The organism is Halorubrum sp. Ea1, from assembly GCF_002252965.1.
Lineage (GTDB): Archaea > Halobacteriota > Halobacteria > Halobacteriales > Haloferacaceae > Halorubrum.
Genome location: NZ_NHPG01000022.1, coordinates 48,243 through 65,532, shown reverse-complemented (window position 1 = coordinate 65,532; position 17,290 = coordinate 48,243). Strand labels below are relative to the sequence as shown.

Annotated in this window: 15 protein-coding genes and 1 pseudogene; 12 read left to right on the top strand and 4 right to left on the bottom strand. The window is 65.2% G+C overall.

The window, feature by feature from the left end:
* The first annotated feature begins 67 nt into the window (after positions 1–67).
* The 8 genes from DJ73_RS03000 to DJ73_RS02975 all read left to right on the top strand — a co-directional run bounded on the left by DJ73_RS03000 (position 68) and on the right by DJ73_RS02975 (position 8,405).
* Entirely contained in the window at positions 68–2,617 is a 2,550-nt protein-coding gene (locus DJ73_RS03000) for an FAD-dependent oxidoreductase (protein WP_094557262.1), read from the top strand.
* A 37-nt stretch (positions 2,618–2,654) separates the two neighbouring features.
* Entirely contained in the window at positions 2,655–3,908 is a 1,254-nt protein-coding gene (gene ilvA, locus DJ73_RS02995; protein ID WP_094557261.1) for a threonine ammonia-lyase, read from the top strand.
* A 52-nt stretch (positions 3,909–3,960) separates the two neighbouring features.
* A complete protein-coding gene (locus tag DJ73_RS02990) occupies positions 3,961–4,563 on the top strand; it encodes a cyclodeaminase/cyclohydrolase family protein (protein ID WP_094557260.1) in 603 nt (200 codons plus the stop codon).
* Between the two features lie 59 nt (positions 4,564–4,622).
* Entirely contained in the window at positions 4,623–4,799 is a 177-nt protein-coding gene (locus DJ73_RS20105) for a hypothetical protein (protein ID WP_158217267.1), read from the top strand.
* A 191-nt stretch (positions 4,800–4,990) separates the two neighbouring features.
* Positions 4,991–5,143, top strand: coding sequence for a hypothetical protein (locus tag DJ73_RS20100; RefSeq protein ID WP_176451068.1), 153 nt, complete (start codon positions 4,991–4,993; stop codon positions 5,141–5,143).
* 185 nt (positions 5,144–5,328) lie between these two features.
* Positions 5,329–5,760: a universal stress protein gene (locus DJ73_RS02985; RefSeq protein WP_094523147.1), complete on the top strand. Its 432-nt coding sequence runs from the start codon at positions 5,329–5,331 to the stop codon at positions 5,758–5,760.
* 152 nt (positions 5,761–5,912) lie between these two features.
* A complete protein-coding gene (locus tag DJ73_RS02980; RefSeq protein WP_094557259.1) occupies positions 5,913–6,146 on the top strand; it encodes a hypothetical protein in 234 nt (77 codons plus the stop codon).
* Between the two features lie 438 nt (positions 6,147–6,584).
* Positions 6,585–8,405, top strand: a complete 1,821-nt coding sequence (locus DJ73_RS02975) for a BCCT family transporter (RefSeq protein WP_094523151.1) — start codon at positions 6,585–6,587, stop codon at positions 8,403–8,405.
* Between the two features lie 101 nt (positions 8,406–8,506).
* On the opposite strand, the gene DJ73_RS02970 is transcribed toward DJ73_RS02975, so the two are convergent.
* Positions 8,507–8,791, bottom strand: a complete 285-nt coding sequence (locus tag DJ73_RS02970) for a hypothetical protein (RefSeq protein ID WP_094523153.1) — start codon at positions 8,789–8,791, stop codon at positions 8,507–8,509.
* 47 nt (positions 8,792–8,838) lie between these two features.
* Complete coding sequence (locus tag DJ73_RS02965; protein WP_094589381.1) at positions 8,839–9,243, bottom strand: hypothetical protein; 405 nt, start codon at positions 9,241–9,243, stop codon at positions 8,839–8,841.
* 195 nt (positions 9,244–9,438) lie between these two features.
* Between DJ73_RS02965 and glyA the strand changes: the two genes are divergently transcribed.
* Entirely contained in the window at positions 9,439–10,686 is a 1,248-nt protein-coding gene (gene glyA / locus DJ73_RS02960) for a serine hydroxymethyltransferase (protein ID WP_094523157.1), read from the top strand.
* Positions 10,687–11,057: 371 nt separating this feature from the next.
* Here the strand turns inward: glyA and DJ73_RS02955 are convergent, their stop codons facing one another.
* Together DJ73_RS02955 and DJ73_RS02950 are read right to left on the bottom strand one after the other, a co-directional pair.
* A complete protein-coding gene (locus DJ73_RS02955) occupies positions 11,058–12,434 on the bottom strand; it encodes a glycine cleavage system protein T (protein ID WP_094523159.1) in 1,377 nt (458 codons plus the stop codon).
* A 171-nt stretch (positions 12,435–12,605) separates the two neighbouring features.
* Positions 12,606–13,265, bottom strand: a complete 660-nt coding sequence (locus tag DJ73_RS02950; protein WP_094523161.1) for a helix-turn-helix domain-containing protein — start codon at positions 13,263–13,265, stop codon at positions 12,606–12,608.
* A gap of 174 nt (positions 13,266–13,439) precedes the next feature.
* On the opposite strand from DJ73_RS02950, the pseudogene DJ73_RS02945 reads away from it, so the two are divergent.
* The 3 genes and pseudogenes from DJ73_RS02945 (at position 13,440) to DJ73_RS02935 (ending at position 17,275) form a co-directional block, all read left to right on the top strand.
* A pseudogene (locus DJ73_RS02945) lies at positions 13,440–14,075 on the top strand (IS6 family transposase).
* Between the two features lie 236 nt (positions 14,076–14,311).
* On the top strand, positions 14,312–15,037 hold the full coding sequence (locus DJ73_RS02940) for a helix-turn-helix domain-containing protein (protein WP_254921575.1): 726 nt from the start codon (positions 14,312–14,314) through the stop codon (positions 15,035–15,037).
* A gap of 258 nt (positions 15,038–15,295) precedes the next feature.
* Positions 15,296–17,275 (top strand): ABC transporter substrate-binding protein, encoded by a 1,980-nt coding sequence (locus tag DJ73_RS02935; protein WP_094557258.1) that lies wholly within the window; start codon positions 15,296–15,298, stop codon positions 17,273–17,275.
* Positions 17,276–17,290 lie beyond the last annotated feature (15 nt).

Genomic DNA, 17,290 nt, shown 5'->3' with positions numbered 1-17,290 from the left:
CCCCGTTCTTCGCCCGTATTTACCGATGTATTTATGAGACGGACACGGCCATTCTTTGAGAGAACTAATGTCTAGCACGAAGCCCCCCACGAAGGCCAAGACCGTCGTCATCGGCGCGGGTGCCGTCGGCTGCAGCGTCGCCTACCACCTGAGCGAACTCGGGGCCGAGGACGTGGTCGTCGTCGACCAGGGGCCGCTCCCCGTCACGGGCGGGTCGTCGGTCCACGCGCCCGGGATCATGTTCCAGACGTCGCCGTCGAAGATACAGACGAAGACGGCCCACTACACGAGCCGGCTGCTGTCCGACGCGGGCGTGTACGACGAGGTCGGGGGCATCGAGTTGGCCCGGAGCGAGGAGCGGATGGACTTCCTGCGCCGGCGCGTCGAGTGGGCGACCGCCTACGGCCTGCCGGAGCCCGAGCTACTGTCGCCCGAGGAGGTGACCGAACACCTCCCGCTGGTGAACGAAGAGGAGATCTTGGGCGGCTACTACTCGCCGACCGACGGCCGCGTCGACGGCATCAGCGCGCTCCAGTGGTACGTTGAACACAGTTCCGCGGACTTCTACGGGAACGTCGAGGTGACGGACATGGAGGTCACCGGCGGCGAGATCGGCGCGGTCGTCACCGACGACGGCCGCATCGAGTGCGATCGGTGCGTCATCGCGACGAACAACTGGGGGTACCAGACGGGTCAGCTCGCGGGGCTGGACCTCCCGATCGCGCCCGTCGAGCACCAGTACGTGGTCACGGAACCGATGGAGGAGCTGGCCGACGCGGACAGCAACGTCGGCGAGAACACGTCGGGGCTCGACGTGCCCGGCAACCGCGACATCCAGGAGCAGATGAGCGAGGGGCCGCACCGACCGGTCGGCCGCGATCAAGACCACTCGCTGTACTTCCGGACCCACGGCGACGCGATCGGGCTGGGGTCGTACAACCACGAGACCCTGTCCGTCGACCCGGAGGCGATGGGAACGAACACCGAGGACAGTCAGGCGTCGGTCCGCGGCTTCACCGAGGAACACTGGACGAAGCCGACTCATCGGTACCGCGACAAGTCGGCGAAGCAGGCGTTCGACGAACTCCTGCCGGCGACCGCCGACGCCGAGTACGCCGCCACGGAGAACGGCATCTTCGTGTTCACGCCGGACGGGATGCCCGCGGTCGGCCCGACCGAGGTCGACGGCCTCTGGTCCGGGCTGGCCATCTGGTGGACCCACTCGGGGGGCTACGGCCGCATCATCGCCGAGTGGATGGAGAACGGCGTCCCGCGGCTCCCGTCGGGTCCCGTCGACACCGGCGGCATCCACGTGCGACGGTTCGAACCCCACGCCGGCGAGACGGACTACTTCGTCGACCGGGGAGACACCCGCTACGAGCAGGTGTACATGAACGTCGAACCGCGGTGGCAGCCCGACGACCACCGCGGGCTGCGGACGAGCCCCTTCTACGCCCAACAGCAGGCTCTCGGGGCGGAGTTCTACCAGTCCGGGGGCTGGGAGACGCCGCAGTGGTACGAGTCCAACGCCGACCTCGTCGACCGCTACGCCGACCGGATCCCCGAGCAGGACGGCTGGCAGGGGATCAACCGGTCGCCGATCGAGGGCGCCGAACACCTCCACACCCGCGAGAAGGTGTCGATGTTCGACATGACGACGTTCAGCTCCATCACGGTGGAGGGCGACGGCGCCGGCGAGTTCCTCCAGCGGATGTGTAGCAACGACGTCGACATCGAGGACGGACAGGTCCGCTACTCGCTGCTCCTGAACGAGGGCGGCAACATCCTCGCGGACGTGACGGTCGTCCGACTCGACCACGAGGAGTACATGGTCACGACCGGCGGCGGCAACTCGCCGGGCATCCACGGCGGCTGGCTGGAGGACCACGCCCCGGAGACGGTGTCGGTTACTATCGAGGAGAGCGCCCGGTCGACAATCGGTCTGTGGGGCCCGAAGTCCCGGCTCCTGCTCCAGCGGTGTACGAACGCCGACGTCAGCGACGAGGACTTCGGCTACTTCACGGCCAAGCAGATCTACGTCGGCGAGGTGCCGGTCGTCGCGCTGCGGGTCTCCTACGTCGGCGAGCTCGGCTGGGAGCTGTGGGCCCCGAGCGAGTACGGGCAGCGGCTCTGGGAGACGCTGTACGAGGCCGGCCGGGACCTCGACGTGCGGCCGATGGGCGGGGGCGCCCTGGAGTCGATGCGGCTCGAGAAGGGCTTCCGACTGTGGGGAACCGACATCGACACCGACTCGAACCCCTACGAGGCCGGGCTCCCGTTCGCGGTGGACATGGACACCGACTTCGTCGGCAGGGAGGCGCTGCAGGCGGCCCGCGAGGAGGGCATCGACGACCGGATCGTCCCCCTCACGCTCGACGACTCGACGGACATCATGCTGAGCGGACGGCCCGTCATGATCGACGGTGAGGCCCAGGGGTACGTCCAGGCGGGCGATTACGGCTACTCGATCGGGGAGTCCGTCGCCTACACGTACCTCCCCGACGAGTACGCCGAGGCCGGCACGTCCGTGCAGATACGCTGTGAGGGCGAGACGTACGACGCGACGGTGCGCGGCGAACCGCTCTTCGACGCCGAACGAGACAAGATCCTCCGATGAGCGCCAGTATCACGGACCCGACCGTCCAGTTCGCCCGATGACCAGCACGAACTCAGACGACCTCCCCGTCACGTACGCGGACATCGAGCGGGCTCGCGACCGGCTCGACGACGACACCGTCGTCAAGCAGACGCCGATCGAGCGGAGTTCGTCGCTCGACGAGTTCGTCGGTGGGGAGGTGTACCTCAAGATGGAACACCTCCAGTGGACCGGCTCGTTCAAGACGAGGGGCGCGTACAACAAGATCCGCAACGAGGTCGAGGCGGGCGTCGACTCGTTCGTCGCCGCGAGCGCCGGGAACCACGCGCAGGGGGTCGCGCTCGCGGCCACGAGGTGCGGGGCGGAGTCGACCATCTATATGCCCGAGAACGCGCCGCAGGCGAAGGTCGAAGCGACTCGCGGCTACGGCGCGACCGTCGATCTCGTCGGCCGGAACTTCCGGGAGACGATGGCACACGCCAAGTCGGCGGTCGAGGACACGGACGCCGGGTTCGTGCACGCGTACGACGACGTCGACATCATCGCGGGGCAGGGCACCCTCGGGATCGAGATGTACCACGACCTGCCGAACGTCGACACCGTCGTCGTCCCCATCGGCGGCGGGGGATTGATAAGCGGCGTCTCGACGGCGATCAAACACCTGTCGCCGGAGACGAGGGTCGTCGGCGTGCAGGCCACCGGCGCCGAGACGGTCCACGAGAGCCTGGACAAGGGGTTCCCGGTGACGCTGGAGGAGGTCGACACCATCGCCGACGGGATCGCCACCGGCGGCGTCTCCGAGAAGACGCTCCGGATGATCCGCGAGCACGTCGACGAGGTCGTCACCGTCACGGACACCGAGATCGCCCGCGCGATACTGCTGTTGATGGAGCGGGCCAAGCAGGTCGTCGAGGGGTCCGGCGCCGCCTCCGTCGCGGCCGTCCTGAACGACGACCTCGACGTCAGCGGCGAGACGGTGATGCCGCTGCTCTGCGGGGGGAACCTGGACATGACGCAGCTCCGGACGGTGCTCATCTACGCGCTGGCGGCCCGGAAGCAGATCCTCCGTATCCGCGTCCGGATCGACGACCGACCCGGACGGCTGGAGGAGATATCCGGCGTCATCGCCGACTGGGACGCCAACATCCACGACGTTAGACACGACCGATCGGTCGACGACCTCGACGTCGGGGAGGCGTACCTCGTCTTCGACGTCGAGACGAGCGGCGCGGAGCACGCGGCCGACATCGTCGACGGCATCGCCGCGGAGGGGTACGAGGTCGACGTGGTCAACCACCGGTCGGACGCGTGACGCCGCGTCGCCGAGTGGGGGTTTTGATTAGTCTCTGTCTCCTCGATCGGGTATGAACGACGAGACCCAGTCGGTCGCCGACCTCCTCTCCGACGTCGCGTCGGCGTCGGTGTCGCCGGCCAGCGGCACCGTCGGCGGCGTCGTCGGGGCGATGGGGACGTCGCTCTGTGAGATGGTCTGTATTCACCTGCAGGATGCGGACCTGAACACCGACGCCGACCTCGCCGAGCTCCGGCGGACGCTCGAGTCGGATCGAGAGCGCCTGTTGACGCTCGCGGAGGCGGACGCGGCGGTCGTCGAGGCGGTGTTCGGCACGAACGGGGTCGACGAGGATCCGACGATGGACGAACGAGCGACGGAGGTGCCGCTCGCGCTCGCCGAGACCTGTCTGGCCGTGCTCGAGACGGCGACGGTCGTGACCGGGGCGGCGGACCGTCCCGTCGTCGTCGACGCCGGGATCGGCGCGTCCTTCGTCGACGCCGCGCTCCGGAGCGCGCTCTTTACCGCGCGGATCAACGCCGCGTCGGCCGACGACGAGTCGTTCCGCGCGGAGACGGAGCGCCGCGCGACCGACATCGAGGCGTCGGCGGACGACGCGGTCCGACTGGCGACGCAGAACGCGGGGACCGACCGAATCGACCGCTCGGCGAAGTAGGTCGACACGGCCGAAGCGCTTAGGAGCGTGGTCGTGGTACGCCAAGGCGGCCAGAGGGAATGTCAGTAGAGTTCCGAACGCTGATCCGCGGGTTCATGTGCGTCGGTGGGGTCGTCTTCGCGGTCTCGGGCGCGGTCACGGGATCGCTGTTCGAGGTGGTATTCGGTGTGTTCGCCGCGGTCCTCGGCGGATTCGGGCTGTGGTGGGACCACCGCGAATCGTCGGACGAGACGTAGCTCGTCCCCCGATCCGTCTCCCGGGAGCGGGCCGCTGGGCTCGACGGCGGCGCGACCGTCGCGAGATCCGTCGACGGGGTCCGAACCGGGGTCGCCCTGCGGCCACCGCGTTTCCCCGCCTCTTCACCGGGAGCCGGAGGCCGTTCCAGGCTGCGGAACGTATAAACGACCCGCACGACGTACTGCAGACGATGGACGACCTCGTCCCGAAGGGAGCCACCGTTCTCGCGGTCCTGTTCGCAGTGGGTGCCTTCGTCACGCTGTTCGCGCAGCGCCCGGTCGTCGCCGGCACCCTCTTCGTGTTCACCGCGTTCTCGATCTATATCAGGGAGACCAATAAGTGAAAGAACACTTCGGGGCCGCAGGACGGGTCCGAACGGGCTGATCGGGGGATGCCCCGTATCGACCCGCCCTGCGGCCCCGACCGGACGCCGAGCGGCCCCAGTCGAGTCGCGTATTGCACAACATGTCTGAGATGTGTTATACCCGAACCTATTTCATTTGTACTGAGTGATATCAGTTCGCACCTATGTTCGAGAACATTCTCATCGCTACCGACGGAAGCGAACAGTCGGAGGCATCCGTTAGCAAGGGGCTCGACTTGGCGGAGTCGCTCGGCTCACACGTGCACTCGGTGTACGTGGTCGAAACGGAGGCGACCTACATTCTGACCGTCGGGCTGGGCGACGACGAGATGGAGGAGTACAAGCAGTACGGCGAGGAGACGGTCACTGGCGTCGTCGATCGGGCGGCGGATCGCGGCCTCGACGGGACCGGCGTGGTCCGAACCGGTAACGTCGCCGCCGAGATCGTGGAGTACGCCGAGAACAACGACATCGATCTCATCGTAACGGGCAAGCAGGGACGGGGCGCGATAAGCAAGTACATCGGGAGTACCGCCGAGAAGGTCGCACGGATGTCGGACGTCCCGGTGACGATCGTCGGGAAGGGTGCCAAGTGAGTCATCGACGCGACGGGATCCGAACGGGACGACCGCGCCATCGCACGGGCCGGCCCTGACGCTCCCGAGAGCGACGCTTCCGTTTTATTCGGACATGGATCCCGCTCCGATCGTTTGTAATACTCTTCAGGCTGCAACCCCTAGGGCGTCGTATGGACATGATCGTCGTACAGATATCGTCCGACCTCCTCAGCGGGGCGTTCACGCTCGCGGTTATCGCGGGGGGACTCCTGCTTCTCGGCGGGCTCGTCTCCTTCGGCGTCTTCATCTACCGATCTGTCAAGGGCGACGGCATGCGTGATCCCCAGGAAGTCGCTCCGGAGAAAGCGACCGATTCCGACGAGGTCACCGAGGGCAGCCCGGACGACGAGTGGGACTACTACTGACGCGATCGGGTTACCGTTCCGCCGGAGCGCGTTCGCGGCGAGACGGCGGGACCACTCCGCGGAGCGACGCATCACGGCCTGCTCGATACCTACCGATGACCGCGGTGAGCGCGTCGAAATCGAGTCCGAGAGGGCTCACGCGGCGGCGTCTCCTCGGGTGATCCCGATCCGTGCGGACTGAGTCCGAACCACGAAATGCACGTAAACCGACAGTATGTGTTGCTCGGAGCGGATACTGTTGTTCGAAACAACAAGTTCCTTTTTATTTATATTATCCGAAGCATACTTACGGGTACGGCCAAGCCACCTTACGTGTCAACACCACTCATGCGTATAGATAACGCGTATGATGCGTGTACAGCACAACCAGACCGAAGATAACGATCCAAATCATGACGAACAAACGGCGACGTACCACGATTACGAGGGAGGTATCGTATGAGTGATAGCGAAGACGACGGAGGATTCGGTGGTGAAGGCCTCCAGGTAGAGCTGTTCAACGCGGATACCGACCGTGAGCCGGGCGACACGAACAAGCAGTTCAGCATCGGGGACACGAAGGTCCTCGACGTCCACCCGCAGGTGTTCAGCATCTCGGCGTTGGTGATCGTCGCGTTCATTGGATTATCACTGGCGTTCCCGGACCAAGCGAGTACGCTCTACAACGACGTACGGACCGGTATCTCGGAGGTCTTCGGTTGGTTCTTCATCCTGGTCGCGAACGTGTTCATCGTGTTCATGGTGTACCTCGCCCTGAGCAAGTACGGAAAGATCAGGCTCGGGGGAGTCAACGCTGACAAGGAGTTCAGCGACATCTCATGGGTCGCGATGCTGTTCAGCGCCGGGATGGGGATCGGCCTCATGTTCTTCGGCGTCGCGGAGCCGGTCTGGCACTTCTTCGACCCGCACTTGGGTGCAGAGAGCGCGTCGCAGGCTTCGGCGCAGGTGGCTATGGCAGTCTCGTTATACCACTGGGGTTTCCACCCGTGGGCGATATACGCGCTCGTGGGACTGTCGCTGGCGTTCTTCTCGTTCAACCGCGGTCTGCCGTTGACCTTCCGGTCGATCTTCTGGCCGGTTCTGGGTGAACGCATCTACGGGTGGCCCGGCCACATCATCGACATCCTGACCGTGTTCGCGACGTTGTTCGGGCTGACGACCTCTCTCGGGTTGGGGGCCCAACAGATAAACGCCGGACTCAATTTCCTCGGCGGAAACGTCGGTGCGGCGCCCGCGGTCCCGTTCGGAACGCCCGTCCAGGTCGCGATCATCGCCGGCGTGACCGCGGTCGCCGTGTTATCGGTCGCGGCGGGACTCGACGGCGGCGTCCGGCGGCTCAGCAATCTGAACCTCTTCTTGATGTTCACGTTGCTGACGGCGGTCATCGTCCTCGGTCCCACCCTGTTCATCTTCGAGATGATCCCGCAGGGGCTCGGACAGTACTTCGGGAACTTCTTCGACCTCGCGTTCTACGCGGGTGCGGTCACCGAGCCGTACTTCCAGGGGTCGGCCTACTACGGCCCCGGCGGAGACGGCGAGGGACTGTTCCTCGTCGACTGGACCGTGTTCTACTGGGCGTGGTGGATCGCCTGGTCGCCGTTCGTGGGGATGTTCATCGCCCGGATCTCGAAGGGGCGCACCGTCCGTGAGTTCATCAGCGGGGTGCTCATCCTGCCGGTGCTGTTCTCGGTGCTCTGGTTCGCGGCCCTCGGCGGGAGCGCACTCAGCATCGAACTGTCCAGCGGTGCCGTGAGCGCCGCGATGTTCGCGGAAGGAGTGCAGGTGCCGAGAGCAGTCGCCCTGTTCTCGATGCTCCAGCAACTGCCCGGGACGATAATCCTGTCCTCGCTCTCGGTGCTCCTCGTGGCGACGTTCTTCATCACGTCGTCGGACTCGGGGTCGCTGGTCATCGATCACTTGACCTCGGGCGGCAAACACGACGCGCCCGTCGCGATGCGCGTCTTCTGGGCCGTCACCGAGGGCGTCGTCGCCTCGACGCTGCTCATCGCCGGCGGCTCGCAGGGGCTAGCCGCGCTCCAAGCCGCGGCCATCTCGACCGGCTTACCGTTCGCGTTCATCCTCGTGTTCATGATGTACGCGATCAAGAAGGGACTGGACACCGAGTACCAGATCCTCGAGTCGAAGGAGTTCCAGGAGCGCGTCCAGGAGATGGCCGAGGAGGGCGAAGTCGTCATCGAGAGAGAGGGCGGCGAGGTCGTTACCGACATCACGAGCGGGGAGGGTGAACCGGGCGACTGATCGTCCGCGGTTCACCTCGTAGCGCGTCGGAAGCAGCCTCGTTTCGCTTCTTTTTGACCGTCACGGCGCCGCAGCGGCGCGTCACGCACTCGAGCGTTCCGTTAGGACCTATCGGACTCGTCGGACTCGTCTTCGACCATCACCCGCGTGAGGTTGGTCTCGTCGGTATCGTAGCCCAACCATAAACCAAGAAACACCGCGACCGAGAGGACGTACACCGGAAAGAGCACGAGGGTCACCGTCGTGTGAAGCGGGTCCGTCACGGAGAGCACGTTGGCCCAGTAGAGGAGCGCGACGCAGGCGACTCCCCCGGCGGCGCCGACCCAGAGACCGACGTCGAAGGTCCGGTCCGCGATTGGGCCCGGTGGTTTGTTCGAGTAAGTCACGAATTCGTTAGGCTGAGCAGGGCAAAAAGCGACTCGGATACGTCCCGCTACAGCTCGTAGTCGTGTTGGTACTCCCAGTGGTACTGACACTCGGTGCAGGACGCGAACTCGGGCACGTCCATCATCTCGGGATGGCGGATGCCGTGGTCCAACCGCCGCTGGCAGTGTGGACAGACGAGCGCGATCAGTTCGAACTCGTCGAACTCCTCGGGGGAGCGCTCCATGGTACAGTTCGGACAGTCGAGGAAGTCGTTGGCAAACTCGTGAGTGAACGAGTGTCGACAGGAGGAACATCGAACGACCGCGGGCGGGCGCTTCGCCCAGCCGACGCTGCCCCGCTTGAACGTCGTGTGCGCCTCGGGAACCGCCATAGTGAACGTCTCGGGACCGTCACGAGTCCACGGCGGGTCGAGGATGAACATCGCTGCCGCCTTCAGCCGATCCAACATCATGCATTTTATGACATCAAGTCGGATAAGCACCGCGGCCGTTCTGACACCGCTCACCGGCGGGAGACGAGCGATCGGCTGAAACCGACCTGAGACCGAAGGACTCCCACGGCGCGCCGTGACGACACAGGTCGTCAACTGACAGTCACGTTCTGCCGAAGACAGATTCATTCGTGCTCAGCGCCCCCTATGTGATACATGACGTACGATACGGTCGCGGCAGTCGATCCGGCGGCGGCGGACGCGCTCGACGGCGAGCGAGAGCGACAGGAGGGCACCTTGGCGATGATCGCCTCGGAGAACCACGCGTCTGAGGCCGTCATGCAGGCCCAGAGCTCCGAGCTGACAAACAAGTACGCCGAGGGGTACCCCGGTGAGCGCTACTACGCCGGCTGCGAGCGCGCCGACGAGATCGAGGAGCTCGCGATCGAACGCGCCAAGCAGCTCTGGGGCGCCGAGCACGTCAACGTGCAGCCGCACGCCGGGACGCAGGCGAACATGGGCGTCTACCTCGCGATGCTAGACCCCGGAGACAGGATCCTCTCACTTGAGCTCGAACACGGCGGCCACCTCTCGCACGGGCATCCCGCCAACTTCGCCGGGAAGCTCTACGAGGTCGAACAGTACGAGGTCGACCCCGAGACCGGGTACATCGACTACGAGGGGCTCCGGGAGACCGCGGCGGAGTTCGATCCGGACATCGTGGTCTCCGGCTACTCCGCGTACCCCCGCGAGGTCGATTTCGAGCGCATCCAAACGGCGGCCGACGCGGTCGACGCCTACCACCTCGCGGACATCGCGCACATCACCGGGCTCGTCGCCGCCGGCGTCCACCCCTCGCCGGTCGGCGTCGCGGACTTCGTCACCGGCTCGACCCACAAGACGATCCGGGCCGGCCGCGGCGGGATCGTGATGTGCGACGCGGAGCACGCCGACGACATCGACGCGTCGGTGTTTCCCGGCGCGCAGGGCGGCCCGCTGATGCACAACGTCGCCGGCAAGGCGGTGGGGTTCAAGGAGGCGCTCGAACCCGAGTTCGAGGCGTACGCACGCCAGGTCGTCGACAACGCCGCCGCGCTCGGCGAGCAGCTCCAGGAACGCGGTCTCGAACTCGTGTCGGGCGGCACCGACACCCACCTCGTGTTGGCCGACCTCCGCCCATCCCATCCGGATACCGCCGGCAAGGCGGTCGAGGGCGCCCTCGAATCCGCAGGGATCGTTCTCAACGCCAACACGGTTCCGGGGGAGACGCGCTCGGCGTTCAACCCCTCGGGGATCCGGGCCGGCACGGCCGCGCTGACGACCCGTGGCTTCGACGAGGCCGCCTGCCGGGAGGTCGCCGACCTGATCGCCGACATCGTCGACGACCCGGAGGACGGGGCGACGGTGGAGCGGGTGTCGGACCGCGTCGACGCCCTCACCGACGAGTTCCCGCTCTACCGGTAGCTCACGAACCCACCGGCCCGCGCTGTCCGAGGGACCCACCGGCCCGCGCTGTCCGAGGGACCCGCGAGTCCCCGCCCTTCGAAGGACCCGCGAGTCCCCGCGAGTCCCCGCGTACGGGTATCCGACGGTACTTTCCGTCCAGGGTCGCCGCGGAGGGTGCCCTCGCGGCGTCGCCGGCGCGTCCCGTCGAGCGCGACTCGTCACGCCGCGACTGCGCTCGGAAGCCGATAAAAAAGAAAACGTAAGACTGAGGTCTCTTGAACGTCGACGCGATCGGCGAGGAAGGGACCCCCGCCTCGGGACCCTCCCCGAACGCGGGTCAGGGGCCAAGGCGAGCCGCGACTACTCGGGTCTGAACCGAACGGTGTCGCTCAGTCGTTCGAGCTGGCCTCCTGCTTCGCGCTGAGCTTGGCCTGTTCGCGGGCGCTCGGGTTGACGGACTCCTTGAACGGAATCTTCGCCGCGGTGGCGAACACCGGCTCGCCGGGCTCCTCGGCGTACTCGTCGGGCAGATGTACCTCGAACTCGAGGTCGAGGTCCTCGTCGTACACCGAGTCGTTCAGCGGGACGTCGGTCTCGGCCTCGATCATCTCGGCTGGCACGAAGCCCATCCCGATGTTGGTCTCGAGATCGGGGTTGTACCACGGGGACGTCAGGTAGCCGACCTCGTCGCCGCTGTCGGGATCGGAGACGAGCCAGAAGTCCGGCGCGTAGTCGTGGATCGGCTCGCCGGCCATCTTCATCCCGATCATCTTGTGGTTGAACGGGTAGTTGCCGTTCTCGATCTGTTCTTTCTGCTCCTCGAGCGCCTCCTTACCGATGTAGTCGACGTCCTTGTCGTCGGGGACGTGGTAGCCGAGGTTGACCTGGAACGGCGACGTCTCGTGGTCGAGGTCCTGGCCCCACGACATGATGCCCGCGGCGATCCGTCGGTGGTGGCCGGGAGCGATCTGCATCCCGCCGTGGTCGAGGACGCTCTCGTGGACCTGATCCCAGACCCGCTCGCCGTACTTCGAGGCCTCCTTGACGTAGATCTCGAAGCCCTTCTCGCCGGAGAACCCGGTCTGACTGATAAGCACGTCGACGCCGTCGACCTGCGACTCCATCAGCCCGTAGTAGGGGATCTCGCTGACCTCGTCGCCGACGACGTCAACCATCACGTCCTCAGAGAGCGGCCCCTGGATCTGCATCGGGGCGACGTCGATCTCGTCGATCTCGACGTCGAAGTCCATGCCGACGTTTACGCCTTGCAGCCACTGCATCAGCGTGTTGTCCGAGATGGAGAACCAGAACTCGTCCTCGGCCGGCCGGAGCAGCACCGGGTCGTTCAGGACGCCGCCGTCCTCGTTACAGAGGATGACGTACTTGCCGTCCATCGCGTCCATGGAGCTCACGTCGCGGGTGACAACGTGGTTGGTGAGCGCCTCGGCGTCCGGACCCTTCACGCGGATCTGACGCTCGACGGCGACGTCCCAGATGGTTACGCTGTTGGTCAGCGCTTCGTACTCGGCCATAGCGCCCCCGTCTTCGGGCTCGACCAGCCCGCGCGGGTGGTAGAGACGGTTGTAGACGGTACACCGCCAAGCGCCGTTCTCGTTGAACGATTTATCGAAGAACGGTGACTTTCGAACGCGCGTCGAGACGAGCATCTCGATCCCCGGATCTCCGGTCTGCCGGAGGTTGCGAGGTAGCGTTCGGTCTGACTGGTCAACACTCGGATAGTTTGGATGGTCCTGCTCGTGGGACATTCTTATAGATAGAAAATGTAATGAACAATAAAGCCGAGCATGAAAAACTCCCCCCTTTTATTACAGCACCCGTCTCGGCGGCCCTCGGAGGCCTCGAGTACGTGGTAGTATCGCGTCGACCGGTCCGCTCGAGGATCTCGGGGGCTCAGCACCCGAGGGCCGAGTTGCCGGTCACTGTTCGGGGCCCTCGGTGGCGATCGTCGCCGCGACGAGGTTCCGCATACCGCGCCGCAGCCGACCGCTCACGGCTGTCGACGACAGCCCTAGTTCGTCGGCGAGTTCGTCGAGCGACATCTCGCGCGGTTCGACGAAGTACCCGTTCTCGTAGGCGATCAACAGCGTCTGCCGCTGTTCGTCGGTCAGCCCGTAGGAGGGCCCGGAATCCGTTGTTTCGTTGTCGTGAATCTCGACGATGTCCAGTTGCATGCCGTTCTCCGTGGCGTGGTCCCAGACGTCGCTCAGCGCGGCTCTGTCGGGGAGGAGCAATCGCACCAGCCACCCGTTCCGCTCGGACTCGGTGTGGATGAGGAACCCGTTGGCGTCCGAGACGGCCGTGCTGATCAGCTCCGTCTCCGACGTGTGTTCGATGTAGTACACCCCGGTCCCGTCGGACCATTCGATGAGCTCGTACTCCCCGACCGTCGGGTCCGACTCCAGTGCTCGTTCGAGCCCGTCGCGGTCCCCGTACTCGACGAGAAACGGGAACTCAGAGGACCCGGGGTCCGTGGTACCCTGCGTTACGACCTCGATGTCGGCCCCGTCGAGCCGCCGTAACGTGGGCACCAGCGCGAGACGTTCGTGCTCCACGTGGAGCGTGACTATGATCGACATGCTGGTACGTCAGTGTCCGTGCGCCCGGGAAACGTCGCGTTCCGGAGTCGAAGCGTTTCGGGGCGTCGGTCGTGTTCGCAATTACGCCCGTTTGATATAAATCGTGTTGCTTCCGGGGCGGACGGTGTTCAGAGACGGATTGAAAGGTGAGACGGGGCGTTTTCAAAGTGATCTATGCCCGAAAACGACCGTCTCAGCGGCTGTTTAGACGAGATCAACTTAGGGATTGTGGAGCGAGAGGCAACACCGAAGTTGTTGATGAAGCTTAGTATTCAGCTCCACCTTGCTTGATTATCGCTTTCGAATACTGTTTCGTTTCTTGAGGTATTCGGTGTTGATCGGGTTCGATCCACCGTTCATAACTGGGTTCACAAGGCCGATCTACAGCCGGAGTCTGGTCGAAGCCCGAATCACGTTGCGGTCGATGAAACCGTGATTCAGCTTGACGATAAACAGTATTGGCTGTACGCCGCCGTCGATCCCGACTCAAACGATTTACTCCACACAAGGCTTGAGCCGACAAGAACAAACGTGATCGCAGATCAGTTTTTCGCGGAGCTTCGCGAAAAACACGACGTGGATGACGCGATATTTCTCGTTGATGGTGCGGTTCCACTTCACCGAGCATGTGAAAAACATGGCCTCGATTTCAGAGACGAACGACATGGAAATCGGAACAGCGTCGAACGTGTCTTCCGTGAGATAAAACGCAGAACTACCAGTCTCTCAAACTGTTTCAGCAACACCAAAGCAGAAACTGCTAACAAGTGGCTCAGATCGTTCAGCTTCGCATGGAATCAGCTTATCTGAACACGAGGCCGGGGCGGTCCGGTCGTGAGCGCTCCGCCGTCGACTCGTGAGCCCCCCGGCCATACCGAACGCAGACCGCTTTGGAGACGAGGCCGTCGAAACCGCAGAGAGGAGGCCGTCGAAACCGCGGAGAGGGGGCCGTCGAAACCGCGGAGACGTTTCCGGTGGCGCGTCCGCAGTGCATGACAAGTAAAAGATTAAATATGTTACGTAGCTATTAACCGGTAGGCGGTGAGGTGATCAGCATCCTTCGTATCGAGTTCCAGACGTCGCTGTCGGGGGTCGTCGGCGAGATAACCGACCGGGTTCCAGCGGCGCGTTCGATCACGTTCGAGAACGCGTTCTACGCGGACGACGGCGACTGGATCGAGTCGCTACTCGTCACGTCCGAATCGCCGTTCGACCCCGAATCGGTGTTGACGGACCTCTCTCGCGTCGAACTGTTCCACCACGAGCAGGTGGTGGGCGACTCGAACGAGCCGACATATCGGTTGACGGTCGTCGCTCACGAACCGTATCCGTTCCTGCTCGGCGTCATCCTACGCGCGAACGCCATCCCGAACCGGCTGGAGCTCCGAAACGGCTACTTCCGAGGGGTGGTCACCGTCAACGAGTGGGAGTCGTTCCGAGCGCTCGCGGACAGGATTCAGGACCGGTTCGGTCGGTTCGAGCTCTTGAGCGTGAACCAGGTCGAGACGACGGGTGAACCGCTCGGAAGCGGACAGCTCGGACGGGCGCTGCGTAACGAACTCTCGCCCGAGCAGGTGACCGTGCTGCGGACCGCTCATCGGATGGGGTACTTCGACGTTCCGCGACGTGTGTCGGCGGACGACATCGCCTCCGAACTCGACATCGCTCAGTCGACGCTCAGCGAACGACTGCGACTCGCCGAGAAGCGGCTCTTCGACCTCGTCTTCTCGGCCGCCGGCGACTCCTCTTCCGACGGCGCCCCCGGCGAATGAACGCGCGGTCCCTTTCCCTTCTCGCTCTCCACCCCGAAGCAGAGCGGATCGCCGCCCGCGACCCGCCGAGGGCCCACGCGCCGGTCTCGGTGGAGCACTCGCGAGGGGTCCCGCGTCGAGAGCTGAGCGCTCCCGGTCGGAACGGCCGACTGGAGCGCCCCGCTCGGTCTCGCCGCCGATATCCCTCATAAAGAATGATGATTATTGGCCGGTATCGGGAGTAGGTACAACCAATCGACGGCGATACGTGTGACCGGGATGTCACAAGATACCACATTCGAGATCGAGACGGGCACGAAATCACGGCGACGGTTCATCCAGATCGCGGGCGCGACGGGGATGGCGGGGGTGGCCGGCTGCGGCGGTCTCGGCGGAGACGACGGCGGCGACGGCGGCGACGGCGGGAACGGAACCGACGGCGACGGCATGGACGGCGACGGCGGCGACGGCACGGACGGCGGCGAGGCCCAGTCGATCGAGACGCGGTTCTGGGAGGAGTGGCCGGTCGACACGAAGGGGTCCGACGTCAACGACGAGGCGATCCAGTTCGAGTACACCGCCGTCGAGGGGCAGGCCGTCCCGGCGGTGGACACGCACTTCGCGCAGGCCGAGACCCCGTGGATGCGGGAGTTCGCGCTCCTCGTCCAGCAGTCGCTGAACGACATCGGCGTCGGCGTCAACCTGATTAACGTCCAGCCGAGCACCCGCTACGGCGAGTTCTGGCGGGCCGACGTGGGCCATCCGGTGCCGATAACGATGAACCTCCACGGACCGGACCCGCAGCGCGGGCTCGACCCGAACCCGTTCCTGATGCGGGCGCACCCTGAGACGGGCGGGAACTACTACAACTACAAGAACGACGAGGTCACTGAGCTGCTCGACGAGCAGGCGTCGACGATCGGCGACCAGGAGGCGCGCGCCGAGATCTGCCACGAGGTCCAGCGCAAACTCAGCGAGGACGCCTACCTCATCGCGGCGAACTTCCCGGACGTCATCACCGTGGCCAACACCGCCGACTGGGAGGGGTACGTGCCGACCCCCGGCAACGGGACGACGCGCGACTCGTTCATCTGGACGCAGGTCAACCTCCAGCCGCAGGGCGACTCGACGACCTGGGTGAAGGGGGTCACCTCGGGAATGCAGGGGACGAACCTCCCGTTCTCCAGCGGCGGTCAGGAGGAGAAGCGCCTCCTGAACGTCTACGACGGGCTCTTCGACGCCTCGCCGCAGCTCGAGATCGTCCCGGCGCTGGCGACGAACGCCGACGTCGTCGATGACACCACCGTCGAGATGGACCTCAGGGAGGGCGTCGAGTGGCACGACGGCGAGTCGTTCGGTCCGAGCGACGTGAAGTTCAGCGTCGAGTTCTACCAGGAGAACAACGCGCCCCAGCAGGCCGCGTTCATCCGGACGATCGACTCCGTGGAGGTGCTCTCGGAGACCGGCGGCGGCCGCGTCCGGTTCAACCTCACGGAGCCGGACGCCGCGTTCCTCACCCAGCGGGTCGTCCGCAGCGCCATCATCCCGGAGCACCGCTGGTCTGACGTCGACAGCCCCAGCGAGTACAACCCCGAGAACCCGGTCGGCACCGGCCCGTTCTCGTTCGTCAACTGGGAGCAGGGGTCGGAGCTCCGCCTCGAAAAGCACGAGAACAACTGGATGTGGGACGACGACGTCCGCGAGGAGCTGCTCGGGGAGTACTTCGTCCCCGGCGACGGGATCGACGAGATGGTTCACGCCAACGTCGGGAACGTCTCCACGCTCATCGGCGCGATGCAGTCCGGCGACATCGACGCCATCGGGACGACGGTCTCGAACGCGCAGGCCGACCGCGCGGCGAACCCGAGCGGCGTCGAGAAGCAGACCTCGCGGAACTACGTCCCCACGGACGTCCACCTCAGTCACCTCGTCCCGCTGTTCCGGGACAAGACGTTCCGCGTGGCGCTGTCGCACGCCTTCGACAAGGAGGGGTTCGTCGAGAACACGCTCGGCGGTCGCGGCGAGGCGATCGAGGGGCAGAACCTGATCACGCCGCTTTTGACCCCCTACCACGGCGAGACCGAGCCGTACGAGTACGACGTCGACGCCGCTCGAACGATGCTCCGGGAGGCCGGCTACACGTTCGACGGCGACGACAACCTCGTCTGGCCTGAGGGCGACGCGTGGGACGCCTTCGCCGAGCGCGTCGACAACGGGCACGCGTCCCGCGCCGACCTCGATCAGCCGGACTTCTCGTAGAGGACCTCCAACTAT